General features: G+C 40.2%; 17 protein-coding genes. 5 read left to right on the top strand and 12 right to left on the bottom strand.

All coding sequences use genetic code 11. The features are described from left to right. Positions 1-9 precede the first annotated feature (9 nt). The 3 genes from ACAN53_RS14850 to ACAN53_RS14840 all read right to left on the bottom strand — a co-directional run bounded on the left by ACAN53_RS14850 (position 10) and on the right by ACAN53_RS14840 (position 5,125). Positions 10-2,619 carry a DUF2309 domain-containing protein gene (locus ACAN53_RS14850; protein WP_379970935.1) on the bottom strand — a complete coding sequence of 870 codons (2,610 nt, stop codon included), beginning with the start codon at positions 2,617-2,619 and terminating at the stop codon, positions 10-12. Then, entirely contained in the window at positions 2,616-4,136 is a 1,521-nt protein-coding gene (locus ACAN53_RS14845) for an NADH dehydrogenase subunit 5 (protein ID WP_379970933.1), read from the bottom strand. The genes ACAN53_RS14850 and ACAN53_RS14845 overlap by 4 nt, the downstream gene beginning before the upstream one ends. A 404-nt stretch (positions 4,137-4,540) precedes the next feature. Continuing rightward, positions 4,541-5,125 (bottom strand): vWA domain-containing protein, encoded by a 585-nt coding sequence (locus ACAN53_RS14840; protein WP_379970932.1) that lies wholly within the window; start codon positions 5,123-5,125, stop codon positions 4,541-4,543. Positions 5,126-5,218: 93 nt separating this feature from the next. Between ACAN53_RS14840 and ACAN53_RS14835 the strand changes: the two genes are divergently transcribed. After that, a complete protein-coding gene (locus ACAN53_RS14835; RefSeq protein ID WP_379970931.1) occupies positions 5,219-5,722 on the top strand; it encodes a hypothetical protein in 504 nt (167 codons plus the stop codon). Positions 5,723-5,985: 263 nt separating this feature from the next. Here ACAN53_RS14835 and ACAN53_RS14830 read toward each other — a convergent pair whose 3' ends face one another. The 4 genes from ACAN53_RS14830 to ACAN53_RS14815 all read right to left on the bottom strand — a co-directional run bounded on the left by ACAN53_RS14830 (position 5,986) and on the right by ACAN53_RS14815 (position 8,508). Continuing rightward, entirely contained in the window at positions 5,986-6,723 is a 738-nt protein-coding gene (locus ACAN53_RS14830) for an ABC transporter permease (protein ID WP_379970930.1), read from the bottom strand. Then, the gene (locus ACAN53_RS14825) at positions 6,720-7,454 is read right to left on the bottom strand and encodes an ABC transporter ATP-binding protein (protein WP_379970929.1); all 735 of its coding nucleotides are present in this window, start codon (positions 7,452-7,454) and stop codon (positions 6,720-6,722) included. Before ACAN53_RS14825 ends, ACAN53_RS14830 begins: the two co-directional genes overlap by 4 nt. Further along, positions 7,451-7,888, bottom strand: a complete 438-nt coding sequence (locus ACAN53_RS14820; protein WP_379970928.1) for a helix-turn-helix domain-containing protein — start codon at positions 7,886-7,888, stop codon at positions 7,451-7,453. Before ACAN53_RS14820 ends, ACAN53_RS14825 begins: the two co-directional genes overlap by 4 nt. Positions 7,889-8,085: 197 nt before the next feature. Next, positions 8,086-8,508: an SRPBCC family protein gene (locus ACAN53_RS14815; protein ID WP_379970927.1), complete on the bottom strand. Its 423-nt coding sequence runs from the start codon at positions 8,506-8,508 to the stop codon at positions 8,086-8,088. Positions 8,509-8,697: 189 nt separating this feature from the next. On the opposite strand from ACAN53_RS14815, the gene ACAN53_RS14810 reads away from it, so the two are divergent. Together ACAN53_RS14810 and ACAN53_RS14805 are read left to right on the top strand one after the other, a co-directional pair. Next, complete coding sequence (locus tag ACAN53_RS14810) at positions 8,698-9,381, top strand: Crp/Fnr family transcriptional regulator (protein ID WP_379970926.1); 684 nt, start codon at positions 8,698-8,700, stop codon at positions 9,379-9,381. Positions 9,382-9,456: 75 nt separating this feature from the next. Beyond that, positions 9,457-9,651, top strand: a complete 195-nt coding sequence (locus tag ACAN53_RS14805) for a YgaP family membrane protein (protein WP_379970925.1) — start codon at positions 9,457-9,459, stop codon at positions 9,649-9,651. A 125-nt stretch (positions 9,652-9,776) separates the two neighbouring features. On the opposite strand, the gene hcp is transcribed toward ACAN53_RS14805, so the two are convergent. Further along, positions 9,777-11,480: a hydroxylamine reductase gene (gene hcp, locus ACAN53_RS14800; RefSeq protein WP_379971096.1), complete on the bottom strand. Its 1,704-nt coding sequence runs from the start codon at positions 11,478-11,480 to the stop codon at positions 9,777-9,779. 115 nt (positions 11,481-11,595) lie between these two features. Here hcp and ACAN53_RS14795 point away from each other — a divergent pair, with 115 nt between their 5' ends. Beyond that, positions 11,596-12,291 carry a Crp/Fnr family transcriptional regulator gene (locus tag ACAN53_RS14795; protein ID WP_379970924.1) on the top strand — a complete coding sequence of 232 codons (696 nt, stop codon included), beginning with the start codon at positions 11,596-11,598 and terminating at the stop codon, positions 12,289-12,291. A 256-nt stretch (positions 12,292-12,547) separates the two neighbouring features. Here ACAN53_RS14795 and ACAN53_RS14790 read toward each other — a convergent pair whose 3' ends face one another. The 4 genes from ACAN53_RS14790 to rlmD form a co-directional block, all read right to left on the bottom strand. After that, positions 12,548-13,261, bottom strand: coding sequence for a M48 family metallopeptidase (locus tag ACAN53_RS14790; RefSeq protein WP_379970923.1), 714 nt, complete (start codon positions 13,259-13,261; stop codon positions 12,548-12,550). Between the two features lie 28 nt (positions 13,262-13,289). Beyond that, positions 13,290-13,784: a YehS family protein gene (locus ACAN53_RS14785; protein WP_379970922.1), complete on the bottom strand. Its 495-nt coding sequence runs from the start codon at positions 13,782-13,784 to the stop codon at positions 13,290-13,292. 522 nt (positions 13,785-14,306) lie between these two features. Next, positions 14,307-15,158: a DegV family protein gene (locus ACAN53_RS14780; RefSeq protein WP_379970921.1), complete on the bottom strand. Its 852-nt coding sequence runs from the start codon at positions 15,156-15,158 to the stop codon at positions 14,307-14,309. Positions 15,159-15,287: 129 nt separating this feature from the next. Continuing rightward, complete coding sequence (gene rlmD, locus ACAN53_RS14775; RefSeq protein WP_379970920.1) at positions 15,288-16,661, bottom strand: 23S rRNA (uracil(1939)-C(5))-methyltransferase RlmD; 1,374 nt, start codon at positions 16,659-16,661, stop codon at positions 15,288-15,290. Between the two features lie 117 nt (positions 16,662-16,778). Here rlmD and ACAN53_RS14770 point away from each other — a divergent pair, with 117 nt between their 5' ends. Then, positions 16,779-17,882 carry a polysaccharide deacetylase family protein gene (locus tag ACAN53_RS14770; protein WP_379970919.1) on the top strand — a complete coding sequence of 368 codons (1,104 nt, stop codon included), beginning with the start codon at positions 16,779-16,781 and terminating at the stop codon, positions 17,880-17,882. Positions 17,883-18,072 lie beyond the last annotated feature (190 nt).

The raw sequence follows: 18,072 nt of genomic DNA, 5'->3' as shown, positions 1-18,072 counted from the left end.
CAGATCTCATTACGACGACCAACTTTCCCAGTTTCCTTCTTGGTCTATTGATGCTAGTCGAAGCCATCCGTTTCGAACCTTTTGGTGAAATGCTTGATCCTGCTCGAGTAATCGTTTTACATACTCCTTTGGTGCTTGGATAACCACAAGTAAACGTATAGGGGTATGATAGGCTTCTTGATCAGATTGCATGACAGATTGCCAAGAAAGTCCTGATAATAAGTCGCTAGCATTGCCTTGCATCACACCGATGCCGCCTGTCACCGTCTGCGTTGCTTTATTTCCACTCCCATAGTAATGAGGGGCGACAGTTGAAGAATAGTACTGAAGGTTAATCCACTGGGCCACTTTTGCTGGCCCTGCGATAATACCCGAAAGAATTGTACCGTTCTTATCATTTTTCCAGTTATAGTTATGCAGAAACGCTCTTCCCTCTAAAGAGGTGTCTTTTGTAAGTTTTCGATCTCCAATGATAAACGTAGCGTTATTGGCAAGACCCCATTCTGGTCGGATTTCGCTCCAATCTTCAGCATGGCGGTATACCTCTTCCTTTGGATTCTTATAAGTAGAGCTGACATTCGGCAACTGTTCCAATCGTTCGATACTCGCTTTCTCACTCACTTTTGGCAATGCAGTTTGAATAGCAGCAAATGCTTCCTCGGCTGCTTCTGATAATTCCGGCACATATAGCCAACGTAATTCATCCACTGAAGTAATGTGCTCTGCAGCTGCAAAAACGGTATCTTTTGGAATGATAATCCCATCTGCCGCAAGCGACTTTCTTACGTTGGGTAGATTGCATAACGCTGCGAGCACCCGCGCATTAAATCCGCTTGACGCGCCCCCGCAAGCACCGCAGTCCAGGGAAGAAGCATACGGGTTATTCGTACTATGACTTCCATGACCACAAATGACAACAATCGGAGCAAAATGATCGGTAAGTCCCATCATTTTCAGGGCATTGTGCGCATAGTACACTTGCTCTTCATCTGAAAATCCCACCGGCAGTTCCGTTTCAGATGTATGCATACGGCCAAGAGACAATTCAGTGGTCGGCTTTCGAAGCCAGGATTTGCGAAATTTACGGAAGGCATAGCCTGTACTTCGCGGAACAAAGCTACGAGCCAAGGTTTGTAAGCTAAGCCAAGGGCCACTCACCTCAGGTAACAATAAGCTTGCCATCAGATTATGTTTTAATGTCAAAAACGAATTGCTAAGAGAATGAACCGCTTGCCCGCGCTCCTGGTATTGCTGCATAGCAGAAGCCGATGCTGCTTCTTTAACTTTGTACTTTGGTTGAAACATAACGGGTAAGGAACTGTGATTATGCTTACAACCGAGCTCATTCGTTTCAATCGGTAAACCAAAGAAGCCTGCCGTTCCAAACGTTTCAAACGGGCCTGCTTGTTCTAACTTTCGGCGGAAAAGTTCAGAGCGTACATCAATACAAAAAGCAAATTGCGCTGTTGGAACTTTTGCCATTTCAATGGCTGGCTGTTTACAAGTAAACTGATTCTTCAGTTGATTTTCGTACGTTTCTTCCCACGCCTCTAGCCACAGTTTACGACGAACCATTTCATCAAAACGATATGCTAACGTTAGACGGGCTTTCCGCTCTGAAACGGATAACGGTGCCCATGCATCAAGCGGTAGATTTCCCCAGTATGCCCAAGATGCTACTAAAGACTCGAGCTGTACCGTATCCCTTTCTTGCGGAGGCACTGGAAGATAGGAATTCACGAAAGCCCATTCCATAGAAACTCGAACAGCCAAATACTCTGTTAATAACGATTGTTCCCCGGTTGCTTCCTGAGTGCGCCATTTCATCATTCCTGCCCAGCCTGGCAACGCAAGCAAATGGGCCTCCAAATACTCCTGTGTATCAGAATAAGGAATTTCAAGGAGCGAAAGTGATTCTTCTAATGCCTGTTCTGCGTCTTCAGGCCAGTCCTTAAATTGCTTACGGACATCATGATTAAGTGCAGGATCAAATTCAATTAATGACCGCCATGCTTGATAGAAGCCTTTTTCACGATTTGGCATCATCCAAACTGCTTGCGACTCTCCAAGATACAGCTTGCACCATTTGATAAGATGTCGGTTTAGCTTTTTTTCCTCCCGATTATCTGATAACTGTGTCAACCGTTGGCTTACCGTTCGCACTGTTTGTTTATTCGGAGTTATCGAGCTAAAGCGACTAAGCTTTTTTGCCAAACTTTGCAATTCAGAAGTATTGAATAAATCAGCATTTGACTGCTCTTTCGTAAGCGCAGCCAAGCAATACTGCTCTACTACCTTACGTGGCAAGTCGATGGCCTGAGAATCAAGCCAGCGCCGTACTCTCATTTGTAGAAGATCGAGTCGAATCTCTCCTCGGTTACGTGCCGCCGCTATCATCGATTCATTCGGATATATATCTACATCAGCCACATCCTTAAGACGGCGTGCGACCTGTTCAAAAGTTTTCTGTTCTAAGTTAGCCCAAGGACTCCGTGCGGCAAATGCCTGAATGGGGCCAAGTGGTACAATTACGTTGCTCGCAGCCTCCACCAAATCATGTATAGTAAGATATTCAGATACTTTTTCTGCTTGTAACAGATTTGCTACCATTGGATTCATCTTACATTTCCTCCTCGAGTCAGTAATTGCGTCAAATATCGCGGATGACTTTCAACCAAATCATGTTTCGATTCTCCGAAACGGACAAGCCAAAGATATAAAATAGAGAATGGTTTCGATGACCGATTATGCTTAAACCATACTCCTACTCCACTTGCGACTAGCAAAAGTAAAAGAAGGATAACCGCTAGCAAAGTTGGAGGCTGTACGCTGACAGAAATCGTTTCATGTAACAAGTTATAAAAAGCCTTATGAATAAGAAAGAATACAAAAGATGTGCCCGTAAAAAGTACCAGCCCTACAATTCGTTCGATGAAACTTGAAGCTAGAGCAAGCAGCTGTGCCCATGCAACCAATACGGACCATCCTAAAATAAAAGCACTAATCAATTGATACGTCTCTACAGGAGCAGTAAGCCAGAACCCGATTCCCATCAAAAGTCCCAAGGCTCCTCCAACAACAATCCATACAACGGAGATGGACTGCGTTACCTGAGGGATCGAATCTTTACGCTGCGCAGCAGAGCCTGCCTGTAAGAATAGAGTGGATTTAAACAACCCATGTAAAACCGCATGAATAATTGCTGCTAAATAGGCCCCTAATGCGCACTGGATTAACATAAACCCCATTTGTGCAATCGTTGAGCCAACGAGCTGTCTTTTGTAATCAACATGAACAAGCATGATTCCCGTTCCAATTAATACAGAAATACTAGCTATAAGAAGAAGGATGACTTGCGCTACATCCCCGTTAAACAACGGAGAGAAGCGCGTCAATAGAATCCCACCCGCATTCACGATACCTGCATGCATGACAGCGGATATAGGAGTCGGTGTTACGACAGAATCTAATAACCAGCGCTGAAACGGCCACTGGGCAGCAGGAATCATAACTGCAACAAGTAGAAGTAAGTTCATGCCGGTTCGTTGCCAAGAAGCTACTTTTGCAAGACTATCTTTCTCTAAAATAAGGGAAAGTTGATGGTGCCCCGTAGCCATTGTTAACCAAATCACAGCAAGTAGCAGTGCCATCCAGCTAACCGCAAACAAGCGCCCCGTCACCAATCCAGCCAATCTTGCAACGCCCCATTCCTTCTTTAAACGAATAAGCAACGTCAATCCGAAAAGGGTAGCGCCCCAACAAAGAAGCAACAGACGAACGTCGTCGCTGAGCCATGCAACAGAATCAGCAACTGTCGTAAACGTCAACAAAGCAAAATACTTTCGGTAGTACCGATCCCCAAATAAATAACGAACCGAGTAGCGCTGCACAATTAAACCGATCGTAAGAACAAACAACGCCACCAGCCATGATAAGGAATCAAAACGCCAAGGACCAAAGACCATACTTCCCTTCGCCATCACAAGTGCAAACAAAGCAACAAGAGGCGGCAAGGCAAGGATGCCGACATGAACGCGAACATATTGCAACGGAACTTTTGGATATAATAGAAGAATGGCACTAAGCACAGATAAAGCTAATACGAAAAAAAACACAACCGGTAACGCACTTACCATTTCGCTTTCCTCCTCATTGATAATGAAATATCTAGTATTTTTAGCTGTAAAAAAACGAAAAGCCGACACTTTCACAAGCGTAACGGCTCTAACAACCATCACACCATGAAAATGTCGGCTTACTGTTTACTAACCTAAATTGGGTTTTTAAAAAGTCTACCTACCATATATGCAGTTCTAATCCTTATTGCTTACATAAGGATGTTTGTTTTCAATTACCTTCGTTTCGGCCTCTATATCTGTGACTTTTTCACGTAATCAAGTACGCATGTATTGACTAGATGCTAAAGTGATAGAAGTCTTTTAAACTACTTTTCTGGTGAAAATGTTACTATTTTGTGAACGTTCTGTCAAGTCTTTGAATAGGATTTCTTATATACAAACTCGAAAAATCCTTCCTGGTTTTAACACTGCCTTTTATCAAACACTGCCTCGCATATTTCATTGTACATCTCATTTAGACCGTCTTTTGTAGCTTCAAAACTGTACGCATCCTCACGCGCAATTCCAATGTTATTCGCTTCTTGCGTGGCATCCATATTAGCACCAAGAAAGATGAATTCCCAGTTATACTTCTCCTGCTGATTTTTGACAAGCTCCTTCACTTTACTATACGTAAATTCATGGCTAGCATTCTCCATCCCATCCGTTGTTATGACCACAATTACTTTGCCGGGTCTTTCCTCTTCATTTGTTTTTGATAGCCTGCGACCTACGTCAACGATTGTCTTCCCCACTGCATCGAGAAACGCAGTCATACCCCTTACATAATACTGCTTATCCGTCAGCTTTATTTCACTGGCATCGACACCATTCCATACGATTTCATACGCATCATCGAATAAGATCGCTGTGACAATAGTTTTTCCATCTAGTTGTCTCTGATTCTCGATAAACGCATTGAACCCATCAATCGTCTCCGTTTCTAGTCCTCCCATTGACCCACTTCTATCAAGTAAAAAAATAATCTCTGTTAAATTGTTATTCATACAAATCATCGCCTCCTAGTCTTTATGCTATAATAATAGCTAATTTCATCCATTATTTGGTCGCCTACCAAGCGACAATTGGGAGGAACTCCATTGCTTACGACAACACTTTTAACAGAATTGCAGGAATATGTAGACTTCTATAAGAATGAGGTGTTTCTTGAAGTTTACGCAGAAGAAATCGTTCTCCCTGATTTATCTGAAAGCATGCAAACGATCGAACTAGAAGATTACATTAACAAGAAACGCATGCCAACCTTTAACGAGGTATTGTTTTCCTTTATCGATAACAAAGGAACTAGTGACACCGAAATCTACAAAAAGGCATGGATTGATCGCAGGCATTTTTCGAAAATTCGCTCCAATCCGGACTACAACATCGGGAAAAATACCGCCATTGCTCTCGCCTTAGCCCTCGAATTAGACGAGGAAGAAATAGATAGCCTCTTAAGCGCAGCCGGTTACTCCTTATCCGATAGTGATACGTTTGATTTAGTCATTCAGTTCTGCGTAGAAAAACAAATATACGACATCCATCATGTAAATCAAGCCTTGGATTATATTGGTTTGAAGCCTTTAAGTGGGATGATGAAATAGGGGGGAGAATCGTGTATAACAGAAGAACTCCATTTATGCCCGCTCGCGGGGAAAAAGCTTGCGGGTGGTAACAAAAGGACTCCGTTTGTACCCACTCACGGGAAAAAAACTTAGGAGCGGTAACAAAAGGGCCCCGTTTTTGCCCGTTCTCGAGAAAAAAGCCTGCAAACAGTAACAAAAGGACTCCGTTTTTGCCCGTTCTCGTAAAAAAAGCTTGCGAGCAGCAACAAAATGCCCGCACGAAAGGTTACCAGTATTTCTATTTACTCGGTTTCTCCATTCATTTTTTTCTTAAAGGTGAAAATGGCAACGATCATGATGATAACTGCGTAGCCAATGACCCACCAAAGGTGCGGTAAAATTGATGCATAGTCTCCAGAAATAGCGGCTCTACCCGCATCTACGGCATGAGCAAACGGAAGTGCGTAGGAAATTGATTTGAACCAGCCACCGACCAGATTCAAATCAAACCAGGTGCCGCTAAGCCATGCGCTCAGGTTCGTTAAAAGTGCTCCGCATATGCTACCGACCTGCTTATCATTAAATATACTACCCGCCAACAGTCCGATTCCGATAAAAAACACAGCTGCAGGTATGAGCACAATCAAGGAAAGCAAAACATTTGCATTGACCGGTAATCCTAAAAAAAAGGCAGCAATATAGCAGATGACCATTTGAATAATAGCTATTGGTAGTAACGGGAGTGAGTACCCCATAATATAATTGGAAGCAGAAAGCGGAGCCGTGAACAATCGCATTAAAAATGATGTGCTTCGATCTTTCGCTAGTAGCATTCCAGAGAAAAGTGAGATGAAAGAAAGACCGAAAACAGCTATGCCAGGAATGAGTTTATCAATGACAAACAAACTAACAGGAATATTCGCTTGTATGGCAGATAGTAGAAATAATATGATCAACGGAAAGCCTATCCCAAATGCCAAATTCAAAGGATCTCTCAGAATCTCCTTCCCGTTACGCACTGCAAGAATAAATGATTTCATCGTTCTCCCTCCTCTTCAGTTGCTAGTAAAACAAAGGCATCCTCAAGTGTTTTCGTACTCGTCTTTGCCATCAATTCTGCTGCTGTTCCAACTGCTTTTAATCTTCCTTTCACCATGACCCCGATACGGTCCGAAAGGGCTTCTGCTTCCTCCATATAATGGGTTGTAAGAATAATAGTCATACTTCCTTTCAACTTTTCAATCGCAGCCCATAGTTCCCGTCTTGCTAACACATCCAATCCGAGAGTTGGTTCATCTAGGAAAAGGATTTGCGGGTTCGAAATAAGGGCCATCGCAATACTAAGACGTCTTTGCATTCCTCCCGATAACGTTTTTGCTTTAGCTTTGGACACTTCCGTAAGTCCAAACGTTGTAAGCATCTCCTCGACTTTATGATTGACCGCCTTCTTGTCGAACCCGTGTATTTGCGCAATTAATGCTAGATTTTCTTTTACAGATAAATTACGAGCTACAGCCGTTTCCTGTGGTGACACATTAATCTTTTCTTTTACTGCGAGAGGATTGGAAACAATATTGTCTCCAAATAGCGTTGCATCACCAGATGTTGGACTATTTAGGCAAGTTAACATCTTAATCGTAGTCGTTTTTCCTGCTCCGTTCACGCCAAGCAGTGCAAACAGCTCACCTTGTTCAATTGAAAGATTGAGAGAATCTACAACGGTTTTATCCTTGTATCTCTTTGTCAAATTCGTAGTTTGGATGGCAATCATTTTTCTTCCCCCTCATATTCCTGTGCCTGAAAAATTTCCTTTGCAAACTGCAGGAACTCCTCGTTTTTTACAATTGCAATCCCTTGTGCCTCATCGCCCAGAACGAGTAAGCTATCTCCTGGAGGAATTTCAAATATCTCTCTCGCTTTTTTGGGAATCACAATTTGCCCACGTTCTCCCACCTTCACCGTCCCAAATATGTGTTTCCCTATCGGCCGAATCCCAAGTCCACCCCGATCATCCTTATAATTCACAAGATCATCCAATGTCACACCAAATAGCTTTGCCAAAGCTAAACAATTATTTATATCCGGTACCGTTTCTCCGCTTTCCCATTTCGCAACGGCTTGTCTCGAAACATTGATTTTATCTGCAACTTCCTCTTGCGTATACTTGCTAAGTTTTCGTAAGGCTTTCAGATTCATACAAATCATACTTTTCACACCCCTTGTCTTCAGTATACTTCGCTTATCTGAATATTCTACCAACCAGATGTTACAAAAAATGTTAGTCTACGTTTACATTCCTTCTAGCTATCTATCCACGTTTTCCCCACAAAAAAATCGAGGTGCACCATGCACACCCCGATAACTCGACTGAATCAACTGCTTTACCCTATTGCGTTTCGTCCTTACGATTCTACCCGTTTCTTAAAGTTATCTAAAATAGCCTGCCAACCGCTTTGCTGCATTTCAATAGAATTGGCGGCTTCTGCTTCAAACTCTTCCACTACCTTCGTTTCATTTCCGATTGCTTCAAACGTAATGCTTACCTTTCTCCCATCGCCAAGGGTATACGAAATGAACTGGTGTAGTTGCACCTCATCATAGGTTCCACCAAAGTCAAATCCGAAACTTCCATCTTTTGCTTCCATTCTGCTTGAAAATTTGCCGCCGACCCGCAAATCATTTTCTGCATGTGTTGTGTGCCAATCGTCTGAAGCATGACTCCATTGTTTAATATATTCTGGCTCTGTCCAATATGTCCAAACCTTTTCTACTGACGCATGAACGGTTGCTTCTACTGTAATGGTTGAGTTTGTATTTTCTTCCATTTTTCAGCCTCCCTAATATATGTTTTCCTCAGAATGACTGCCAAATATTGACTATTGCTATTACGCTCATTATACACGGTACGGTTTCCTAACTGCAACTTGCACACCCCTTAGCTTTCTAAGCCTAGAACCTGGTGTACAATAGTTCTATACATACATATTTTTTAAATAGATGAGGAGCGAAGAAACGTGAGCGATGGAGACTCTTTAGCTGAGCTTAAAACTAGTTTCCCGTTTTTAACGAAACTCAAGCCGGTCATGCTAAAAAAGTTTATACAAACGATTCAAATTGATTCTTATCCTGCAGGGACAAGGATTCTTGAAGAAGGAACTGCTTGTACCAATTTGGTGTTTGTTCTTGATGGAATCATACGCGTATACAAGCTTTCACCGGAAGGAAAAGAAATGACTTTATATCGACTGAGAAATGGGGAAACGTGCGTTTTAAGTGTATCCTGTATTATGGGAAACTTACAGTATCCCGCAATGGCAGAGGTGGAAGAAGGAGCTACCCTCGGAGTTATTCCTGCTTCCTTTTATCAAGAGCTGTTTGCACAAGAACCAGCTTGTCAGCAATTCATTTTTCATACGATCTCGACTAGATTACAAGAGGTCATGCTATTAATTGATGAAGTTGTGTTCAAAAACATGGACGAACGACTTGCTCATTTTATCCTCCATAATCTAAATCACCATGAACGCGAAGAAAAACTAGACATAACCCATGAAAAAATAGCAATTGAATTAGGAACAGCACGAGAAGTGATTAGTAGACTTCTGAAAGATTTTGAAAAGAAAAATATAGTACATTTAGCACGCGGTAAAATTATCGTGAGAGATATAGAAGGATTAAAGAAAATCGCAGGAATGTGACTTTGTCACGGAACCTTTTCTTAAATAGGGCTATGCTAGATGCATAGGAAACCTACTATAAGAGGAGGGCTTTGCATGAAAAACGTGGGAAGTACGGATAAGGTAATTCGCTATATCATTGGTGTGGTCTTATTAAGTCTTTTATTCATCATTCCAAGCAACTTGAAATATATAGGATTACTAGGCTTAGTTCCGATTCTAACTGCAGCCTTTGGTTTTTGTCCGCTATACGCTATCTTTGGGATTAAAACGTGCCCTGTTAAGAAGTAAAAAAATGCGAAAATAACTGATAATTACCCTTAAATGAAAGAAGCTGGATAAAACGAAACGTTTTTATCCAGCTTCTTTTTTCGTTTAGAGACCTTCTAAACATCCCAATCGAATAAATGTAGAAATTAAGCTAATTCTCCTAAAAACAATTCTATATCTTCATCAACCGTTCCCATTCCTGCTATTCCAAAGTTCTCTACTAGCACTTTCGCCACATTTGGTGAAAGGAAAGCTGGAAGTGTTGGTCCTAAGTGGATGTTCTTAACGCCTAGATATAATAATGATAATAATACGATTACAGCTTTTTGTTCATACCATGCTATATTATAGGATATTGGAAGTTTATTCACATCATCCAATCCAAATACTTCCTGAAGCTTTAATGCAATAACAACTAGTGAATAGGAATCATTACATTGTCCTGCATCCAGTACTCTTGGGATTCCACCGATATCGCCAAGTTCTAATTTATTATATTTGTATTTTGCACATCCTGCAGTTAAGATAACAGTATCTTGTGGAAGTTTTTCTGCAAATTCCGTATAGTAGCTTCTTGATTTCACTCTACCGTCGCAACCAGCCATTACAAAGAATCTCTTTATTGCACCTGTTTGAACAGCATCTACAACCTGATCAGCAAGAGCCATTACTTGATTATGAGCAAATCCACCCACAATTTCTCCCGTTTCTATTTCAGTTGGAGCTTGGCACTTTTTAGCCATAGCAATTAATTCTGAGAAATCCTTATTTCCGTTTTCTTCTTCCTCAATATGCTTACATCCGGATACACCTGTTGCTCCTGTTGTAAATAATCGATTCTTATATGAATCTTTTGGAGGAACGACACAGTTTGTAGTCATGAGAATAACTCCATTAAACTGTTCAAACTCTTCTCCTTGTTTCCACCATGCGTTTCCATAGTTTCCTGCAAAGTGAGCATTCTTCTTAAAGGCTGGGTAATATTGCCCCGCAAGCATCTCACCATGTGTATACACATCTACGCCAGTTCCTTCTGTTTGCTCAAGTAGCATCTCAAGATCTTTTAAATCGTGACCAGAAATTAAGATTCCGGGATTGTTTCTTACCCCAATGTCCACCTTCGTAATTTCAGGATGTCCATATGATTCTGTATTCGCTTTATCAAGTAAAGCCATACCCGTTACACCATATCTTCCTGCCTCTAATGCAAGCGCAACTAAATCATCTGCGGATAAGGAATCGTCCAATGTAGCAGCTAACGCTTTTACTATAAATCCATGAACGTCAGCATCATTATATCCTAAGTTCATCGCATGCTTCATATATGCTGTTAAACCTTTCAGCCCATATACGATCAGTTCTCTTAAGCTTCTTATATCTTCGTTTTCAGTTGCCAATACGCCAACCTGTTCCGCCTTCGCATCAAACTCACTACTATTGACAGCTGACCATACCGCAGCATCTGGGATACCTACTTCGTTTGCTTTCATTCCAAATAATTTCTTAAAGAAACTACTATCACCATTCGCTTCCCAAACCTGTACACCAGCTTTTAAAACTTTCGCTTTTAACTCTTCTCTTAATGATAACGTTTCTTTTACTCGATCTAAAAGTGCTTCTCTATCAAAATTTACATTCGTGATGGTCGAAAATAAATTTTCCGTTACATATTTGTCGACATTAGCATCCATAATCCCAACTTTTCTTGCTTCCATACTAATGATTGCTAATCCCTTCGTTACATAAACCAATAAATCCTGCGTATTTGCAACATCTGCCGTTTTCCCACACACACCTTGTATCGTACATCCTGTTCCTTTAGCAGTTTCTTGGCATTGAAAACAAAACATATTTGACATGAAATACCTCCTGTTTTGCTATTTTATTTGTTCTTTCTGTGTCATTATTATATTGTATCTATGAATTCAATTCGGTATCTGGAGATACAAAAGGAATGATATTAACATGAAAAATGTCTATTTAGATATACCTGACAACTTACCTTTATTTCATGGAATAGAAAAGAACGAAATGGTTTCCCTCTTACAATGCTTAACTCCCCAAATACAAAGCTATGGCAAAAACGAAACGATTGTAACGGTCGGTGAATCAATCGACAAATTTGGCCTGATTTTAGAAGGCGAAGCAACGATTGTGAAAGAAAACGCCGTTGGAAACAGGGTCATTATGACCGTCGTTAAAAAAGGGGATTTATTTGGGGAAATGCTCGTATTCTCAAGTCATAAAACATGGCCGGTATCCGTACGAGTCCAAACATCATGTAAGGTTTTATTTCTTACACATGCTGACCTTATCAATCGATGCGCAAACAATTGCACTTGGCATACCTCCATGCTCCATAATTTTATGAAAATAATATCAGATAAATCTATAATGATGAACAAGAAAGTAGAATACCTTTCAATCAAAAGTATACGCGGAAAAATCTGTGCCTACTTATTGGAACAATACCAAAAAACAAAAAGCAACACGATTATCTTATCCTTAAAACGAAACGAACTCGCTGATTTCCTAAATGTATCAAGACCATCAATGTCGAGGGAAATATGCCAAATGAGGGATGAGGGGATAATTGATTTTCACTTATCTACGTTTAAAATAAAGGATCTTGAGGCATTGAAGGGGTTTTGTGATTACTAATAGGGAGGGAGATACGTATACAATTCAAATATGAATTATCAGGTCACGGGTGAGCAAAAGGATTTATTGAATCCCATTCGCAAAAATGCGAATTTAATCCTAGTTACTTAACAGATGCTTTTGGTGACTTGATCCTTCCCGCAATGATTAACTGTTAGTAATAAAAAGGTACCTCTCAAAAATACTTTGTGTAAAGAGAAAGGTACCATTCTCATTTTATTTTTTTGTTACATTTACATTGTGTAACGGGTAATTGCTAAACAGTCATTTTCCAACTCGATAAAGTCAACCAGCTTTCCTTTTCCTTATAATCAGGCATTATTTTTCCAACAAGACGCCAGAAGGATCGGTCGTGGTTAAGATGAACCATATGGCACATTTCGTGAACGACTACATAGTCGATTACTTCCCGTGGTGCCATTGCCAGTCTCCAATTGAATGTTAACTGCCGTTTTGAATCACAGGTTCCCCAAGTATTTTTGCTATCCGAGATACGAAAAGAACGTGGTTTTGTTTTGAAGTTGCTTTGATAGGAGGATATGCTCTTCTCCACTAAAAACCTACATTGCTGGTAATAAAATCGTTTTAAAGTTTGTTTTATTTTTTCAGTGTCAAGCTGCTTTACATAAATATGTAGCTTTTCTTCTTTAAACACTACATGTTCTTGCGTTATATTTATATCTTGAAAGATTTGTATGGGATAATTGTTTCCTAAATAAAGAAAACTCTCACCATACTCATAGACCTTTTTCTGCGGTCCAAGCAGCCTACCCTTCACTTCTAATAATTTTTGCTGAATAAGATTCCATTTTTCCTCTACTAACTGAAGTACTCTATCATCAGATGTCCCTTTCGGAGCCTGGACCTCCACATTTCCATAACTATCTATCGTAATTCCTATAGATGTACGATTACGATTTTTGTACTTGATCTCAAAACGGATTGTCTCCCCTAAGTAGGTATGTATCATCTCATCACCTGTATGATTCTTTCATGCATTATCCTCTGTATTTGAGAGCCAACCCTTTTAAGAAATTCCTAGCGTATTTATCTCCGCACTCTTTATAATTCTTATGCCCTTCTTTTCTTAAGAAAGCGCCGAGTTCTCCTTTTGAAACCGTGATTCCTGCTTTTTCGAATATATCCAGCGTATCCTCAGTAGTTAATGCTAATGCTATTTTTACTTTCTTTAACAGGAGATTATTAACGTTTGGACTTTTCTTTATAGATGGCTCTGGCGTATCAGGCTGTCCTGGTTTGGGCTCTTGTTTTCCTCTTTTAAAAATAATAAAACCATTTAAAAATGAATCTAACATACTGTTGTTACATTTTATTTGATCGTCACTTTCAGCATCATCATCTGATTTTGTGAGAATTTTGATTACTTCTGGTACTGTTACATCCACACCGCCAAGTTTAAATATCTCTGCCATTTCTTTATTTTTTATTTCCATTGCATATCTCAAGCGAATTAATATATCGTTATTCTCCACAATAAACCTCCTATTTTTTTTAAATTAGTGCCTGTACTCTAAAGTAACAGAGATCTTCATACCAATCTATCTTATTTCAATCCTTACCTCTTCCTCGACCTGTACCTTTTTATGAAAGTGATAGTAATTGTATTTAGAGTTTCCCTGCTTTTACTTTTATAACCCTACCTACTCAAACTACAAAAATATGCTATATTATTGCTGCTTACACCATTGATGCAGATAATCCTAATTCAGTCACAACAAAACCACCGGCACATTTAATCTTATACTACTTCGTTGTAAATTGGATATCAAAAAAGTAAATAGGCAACTCCCTAATAGTTAGTTGCCTTACTTTAAACCAAGTTGCGTCACACACTCCACATGGCTTGAGTGGTGATCGCAGACACGTTATGTAGCAGTGTATACCTTTCAAATTAAGTTTTCATTTTTTGAGTACATTGAAAGTCTATCTATATTTAGAATCACACCTAATTGTTGTAAAAAGTCTAAGCATCCCTGGGACATTTTAGAACGTTCCTACAATTCTAACCCTACAATCCCGAAGCCCCCAGGTCCAGAGTGAGTAGAAATCATAGCACCCGCCTGAATCCATTTTACATTTTCAAAACCAGTTTCTTTTGCGATTTCATCCATCCGTTGTTTGATACTTTCATTGAGTCCGATTGAGTATAGAAAATAAAGTTGTTCTCTATCAATGTTGTATTGATTTAAATAATCTTGCATGAGTTTTTCTGCAACTCCGCTCATATTCCCACGATATTTTTTAGTTGAAACAAGGTTTCCTTCAATTAATTCAATGCATGGTTTTATTTTTAACAAAGCCCCTCCGAGATAAGCAATATTACTTACTCGTCCACCCGCTCTTAAAAATTCTAAGCTGCCGGGAATGAAAGCCAGCCTTGATTTAGGAACCTTTGATTCTATTTTTTCTATTAAGCGAACAGGTTCAATCGTAGGTTCTTTCTCTAACATGGTAACAGCATACATCACAATTGCGGTTAATCCACCTGTAACGTTCAAAGCGTCAATTAGAAAAAGATCCTCAAAATCTTCCGCTGCAATTAGCGCATTTTGAAAGGAAGAAGATGCCTTAGACGTATAACCAATATGAATAATGACACAATCAGGAAAATCCACTTTTATTTTCGAAAAAAAATCCTGATACTCATAAGCATTTGTAGAAGTTGTAGACGGTATTTTTTTTGTACGCTCATAATATTCATAAATATCGTTTACGGGTAACGAACCATCTAAATAATCTTGTCTGTCCATGATAACATGCATTGGGACTACTTGAACTGCATGTTTGTCAGCTAAATCTTTTGGTAAATCCGCTCCACTCTCTGTCGATAAAATAATCCTTCTCATTTTATGTCCCCTTCCATCTTATACAGTCATTACAGTTCGTGCTTCATCATTATGAATCACTCTAACTATACATGAAAAGAGCAGAAAGTTAATCATCTTCAAGATACGAAAAGAGGCAACGCCCATGTGTTAGTTGCCTTTCTTTAATATGAGTTGCGAGACGCACTCCACATGAGTAGTCTGCGGAAACATATCCACCGGCTGAATCTCTTCTGTCCTAAATCCTCCATCCTCCAAGATCCGCAAATCTCTTGCCAGCGTTCCCGGATTACAAGAAACATACACCACTCGCTTTGGTTTCATTGCGATGATCGTATCCAGTAGCGCTTGGTCACAGCCTTTTCGCGGCGGATCAACAACAATCACATCTGCAGTAATACCTTGCTTGTACCACTCAGGTATAACTTTCTCTGCTTCACCAACAGCAAATTCTACATTCGTAATCCCATTTAATTCGGCATTGCGGTTCGCATCTTCAATCGCTTCTTTCACGATTTCAACGCCGTATACTTTCTTTGCTTTTTGCGCTAAAAATAAGGATATCGTACCGATGCCGCAGTAGGCATCAATGACCGTCTCTTCACCATTTAACCCTGCGTACTCGAGTGCTTTTTCGTAGAGTACTTTCGTTTGTACTGGGTTGACCTGGTAGAACGATCTCGCGGAAATAGCAAATTGCACGTTTCCAATGGAGTCACGGATGGATTCAGAGCCGTATAGGACGGTTGTTTTGTCTCCGAAAATAACGTTTGTGCGCTTGTCGTTTACGTTTTGCACGATGGATGTGATGTGCGGGAAAGTTGTGACAAGCTCGTTTATGATTTCATCACGGCGCGATAGATGGGCGGTTCTTGTAATGAAGACGATCATAATTTCGCCCGATACCTTGCCGTAGCGTGCCATGACATGGCGCAGCGTTCCTTTATGCGTTTGTTCATCGTAAGCGCGGACGCCGTATTTGTTGCAGATTTCTTTTACTTGCTGGACGAGCTCGTCATTTTGCTGCATTTGGATGAGGCACTTGTCCATATCGATGATGTCGTGCGTTCCTTTTTTATAAAATCCGGCGATTAATCCGGCTTCACTTTCTCCAATTGGTACTTGAGCTTTGTTGCGATAGCTCCATGGCTCTTCCATGCCGAGCACAGGATGAACGATTATGTCCGTTAGCTTGCCGATACGCTGCATAACGTCTTTCACTTGTTTTTCCTTCATTTTTAATTGGCCTTCATAGGTCATGTGCTGGATTTGGCAACCACCGCACTCTTTATAGACCGGGCAAGGAGGCTCTTGGCGGAACGGACTTTCTGTTTTTAGTTCGATCAATCGGCCAAATGCGAAGTTTTTGTTGACCTTGATGACTTTAATTTGTGCCTGTTCACCTGTTAATGCGTCTGGTACGAAAATTGGATAGCCGTCTACTTTCGCAACGCCGGCTCCCTCATGCGTAATGTCTTCAAATACTACATCTATATATTCATTCTTTTGAACTGGTGGTGTCATGTATTTACCCTCTTTTTTTCGGATTTGCTGCGTTTCATTGTACCATATCTTGTCTTGATTTTCCTATTGGTCGTTCATCAGGAACATGCAAGAAAAATAAAAAATTAGGAACAATACATGTATCTTTATATCCAACCTTACATCAAACTACTTAAAGGAGATGAACAACTAGAAATGAAAAGGGCCTTCGTTATCTTTACTTTTCTACTCAGTATATTCTTTGCTATTCCTTCCGCATCTGCCTATCACGTATATCCAGGTGATCTTTCCAAAAATAGAATTACCTATTCTCCCCTTACATTTGACTCTACTTCTGCTACCGTATCTATTAAAAATCCTACAGGAAATTGGAAGGAAATTAGCTATTTCATATGGAGAACGGCTGATGGAACTAGTAATAAGAAGTCCATCTCCTCTTCGGATAGATCGAACCAGTTTTCGCTTGTATTTGATACAAAAGATTTTATGAATAAGCGCGGAGAATATACAATTGAAGCTTACGGAACCAAACAAGAAGGTACTCCTATCCTCCTTGGACAAGATACCATTACGTTTTCTCATGAGATTCCTATTTTGATGTACCATGCAATTGATGACTATCATGGTGTGGGGATTAAAGATTTATTTGTATCGCCAGCCCAATTTGAAAAGCAAATGCAGTACTTAAAAGAAAATGGATATACGTTGTTAACATTCGAACAATGGAATAAACGATTTGAAGTGAATAAGCCTATTTTTGTTACATTTGATGATGGAATGAAAAACAATAAGAATGCATTCATTGTTCTAACCAAATTAAAGGATTCCTCCTTTACCCCGAAAGCAACTGCTTATGTTATCGCAGACACTGTTGGTTCTTCTTGGCTATCACATGACGAGATCAAAGAGATGGTGAACTCTGGAATATTCTCGATTCAATCTCACACTCTTTCTCATGCTGATCTTCCAACTCTGCCCAATCCTGAGGCAGAGCTGAAAGGTGCTAAGGAACAAATTGAATCCATTACAGGAAAACCTGTGATTGCTTTATCCTACCCGTTTGGTCACGTAAACGACAAGGTTGTTGAGGTAGCAAAGAAATATTACAAATTCGCTACAACTACAAAGCCCGGATACTTCGAAGAACGTGGAAAACCAAATGAACTTCTTCTGCAGCAACGCATTCGTATCCATCATTCCACAACGATGGAGCAATTTGCTGCACTTCTGAAAGACAGGTAAGTTCTTGGGCCATTAGCAGGGAATTGGAAATCCTACAGCACCAATTCATTCTGTTAAAAAACATGCAGGTAGTACCTTTTATCGTCTGCAGGAACATATGATAGATGCTTTGGAGGTCAGTTCGTTCCCGCTACAGCTGTTTTTCCATGTTTACGGGAACGATTCACTCCCTTTCGTTCTTGCAAACCCT

Source organism: Ectobacillus soli (genome assembly GCF_042610425.1).
GTDB lineage: Bacteria > Bacillota > Bacilli > Bacillales > Bacillaceae_G > Ectobacillus.
Note: the sequence above shows the minus strand (reverse complement) of the source record. Positions and strands in the feature narration are given on the sequence as shown.

What these genes read in the sequence shown, in the direction of transcription:
- ACAN53_RS14770 (WP_379970919.1), top strand. Translation starts at nt 16,779, where the DNA reads ATGTATCTTTATATCCAACCTTACATCAAACTACTTAAAGGAGATGAA.
- hcp (WP_379971096.1), bottom strand. Translation starts at nt 11,480, where the DNA reads ATGTTTTGTTTTCAATGCCAAGAAACTGCTAAAGGAACAGGATGTACG.
- ACAN53_RS14850 (WP_379970935.1), bottom strand. Translation starts at nt 2,619, where the DNA reads ATGAATCCAATGGTAGCAAATCTGTTACAAGCAGAAAAAGTATCTGAA.
- ACAN53_RS14790 (WP_379970923.1), bottom strand. Translation starts at nt 13,261, where the DNA reads ATGATACATACCTACTTAGGGGAGACAATCCGTTTTGAGATCAAGTAC.
- ACAN53_RS14815 (WP_379970927.1), bottom strand. Translation starts at nt 8,508, where the DNA reads ATGGAAGAAAATACAAACTCAACCATTACAGTAGAAGCAACCGTTCAT.
- rlmD (WP_379970920.1), bottom strand. Translation starts at nt 16,661, where the DNA reads ATGACACCACCAGTTCAAAAGAATGAATATATAGATGTAGTATTTGAA.
- ACAN53_RS14820 (WP_379970928.1), bottom strand. Translation starts at nt 7,888, where the DNA reads ATGATTTGTATGAATCTGAAAGCCTTACGAAAACTTAGCAAGTATACG.
- ACAN53_RS14825 (WP_379970929.1), bottom strand. Translation starts at nt 7,454, where the DNA reads ATGATTGCCATCCAAACTACGAATTTGACAAAGAGATACAAGGATAAA.
- ACAN53_RS14845 (WP_379970933.1), bottom strand. Translation starts at nt 4,136, where the DNA reads ATGGTAAGTGCGTTACCGGTTGTGTTTTTTTTCGTATTAGCTTTATCT.
- ACAN53_RS14780 (WP_379970921.1), bottom strand. Translation starts at nt 15,158, where the DNA reads ATGAGAAGGATTATTTTATCGACAGAGAGTGGAGCGGATTTACCAAAA.
- ACAN53_RS14805 (WP_379970925.1), top strand. Translation starts at nt 9,457, where the DNA reads ATGAAAAACGTGGGAAGTACGGATAAGGTAATTCGCTATATCATTGGT.
- ACAN53_RS14795 (WP_379970924.1), top strand. Translation starts at nt 11,596, where the DNA reads ATGAAAAATGTCTATTTAGATATACCTGACAACTTACCTTTATTTCAT.
- ACAN53_RS14830 (WP_379970930.1), bottom strand. Translation starts at nt 6,723, where the DNA reads ATGAAATCATTTATTCTTGCAGTGCGTAACGGGAAGGAGATTCTGAGA.
- ACAN53_RS14840 (WP_379970932.1), bottom strand. Translation starts at nt 5,125, where the DNA reads ATGAATAACAATTTAACAGAGATTATTTTTTTACTTGATAGAAGTGGG.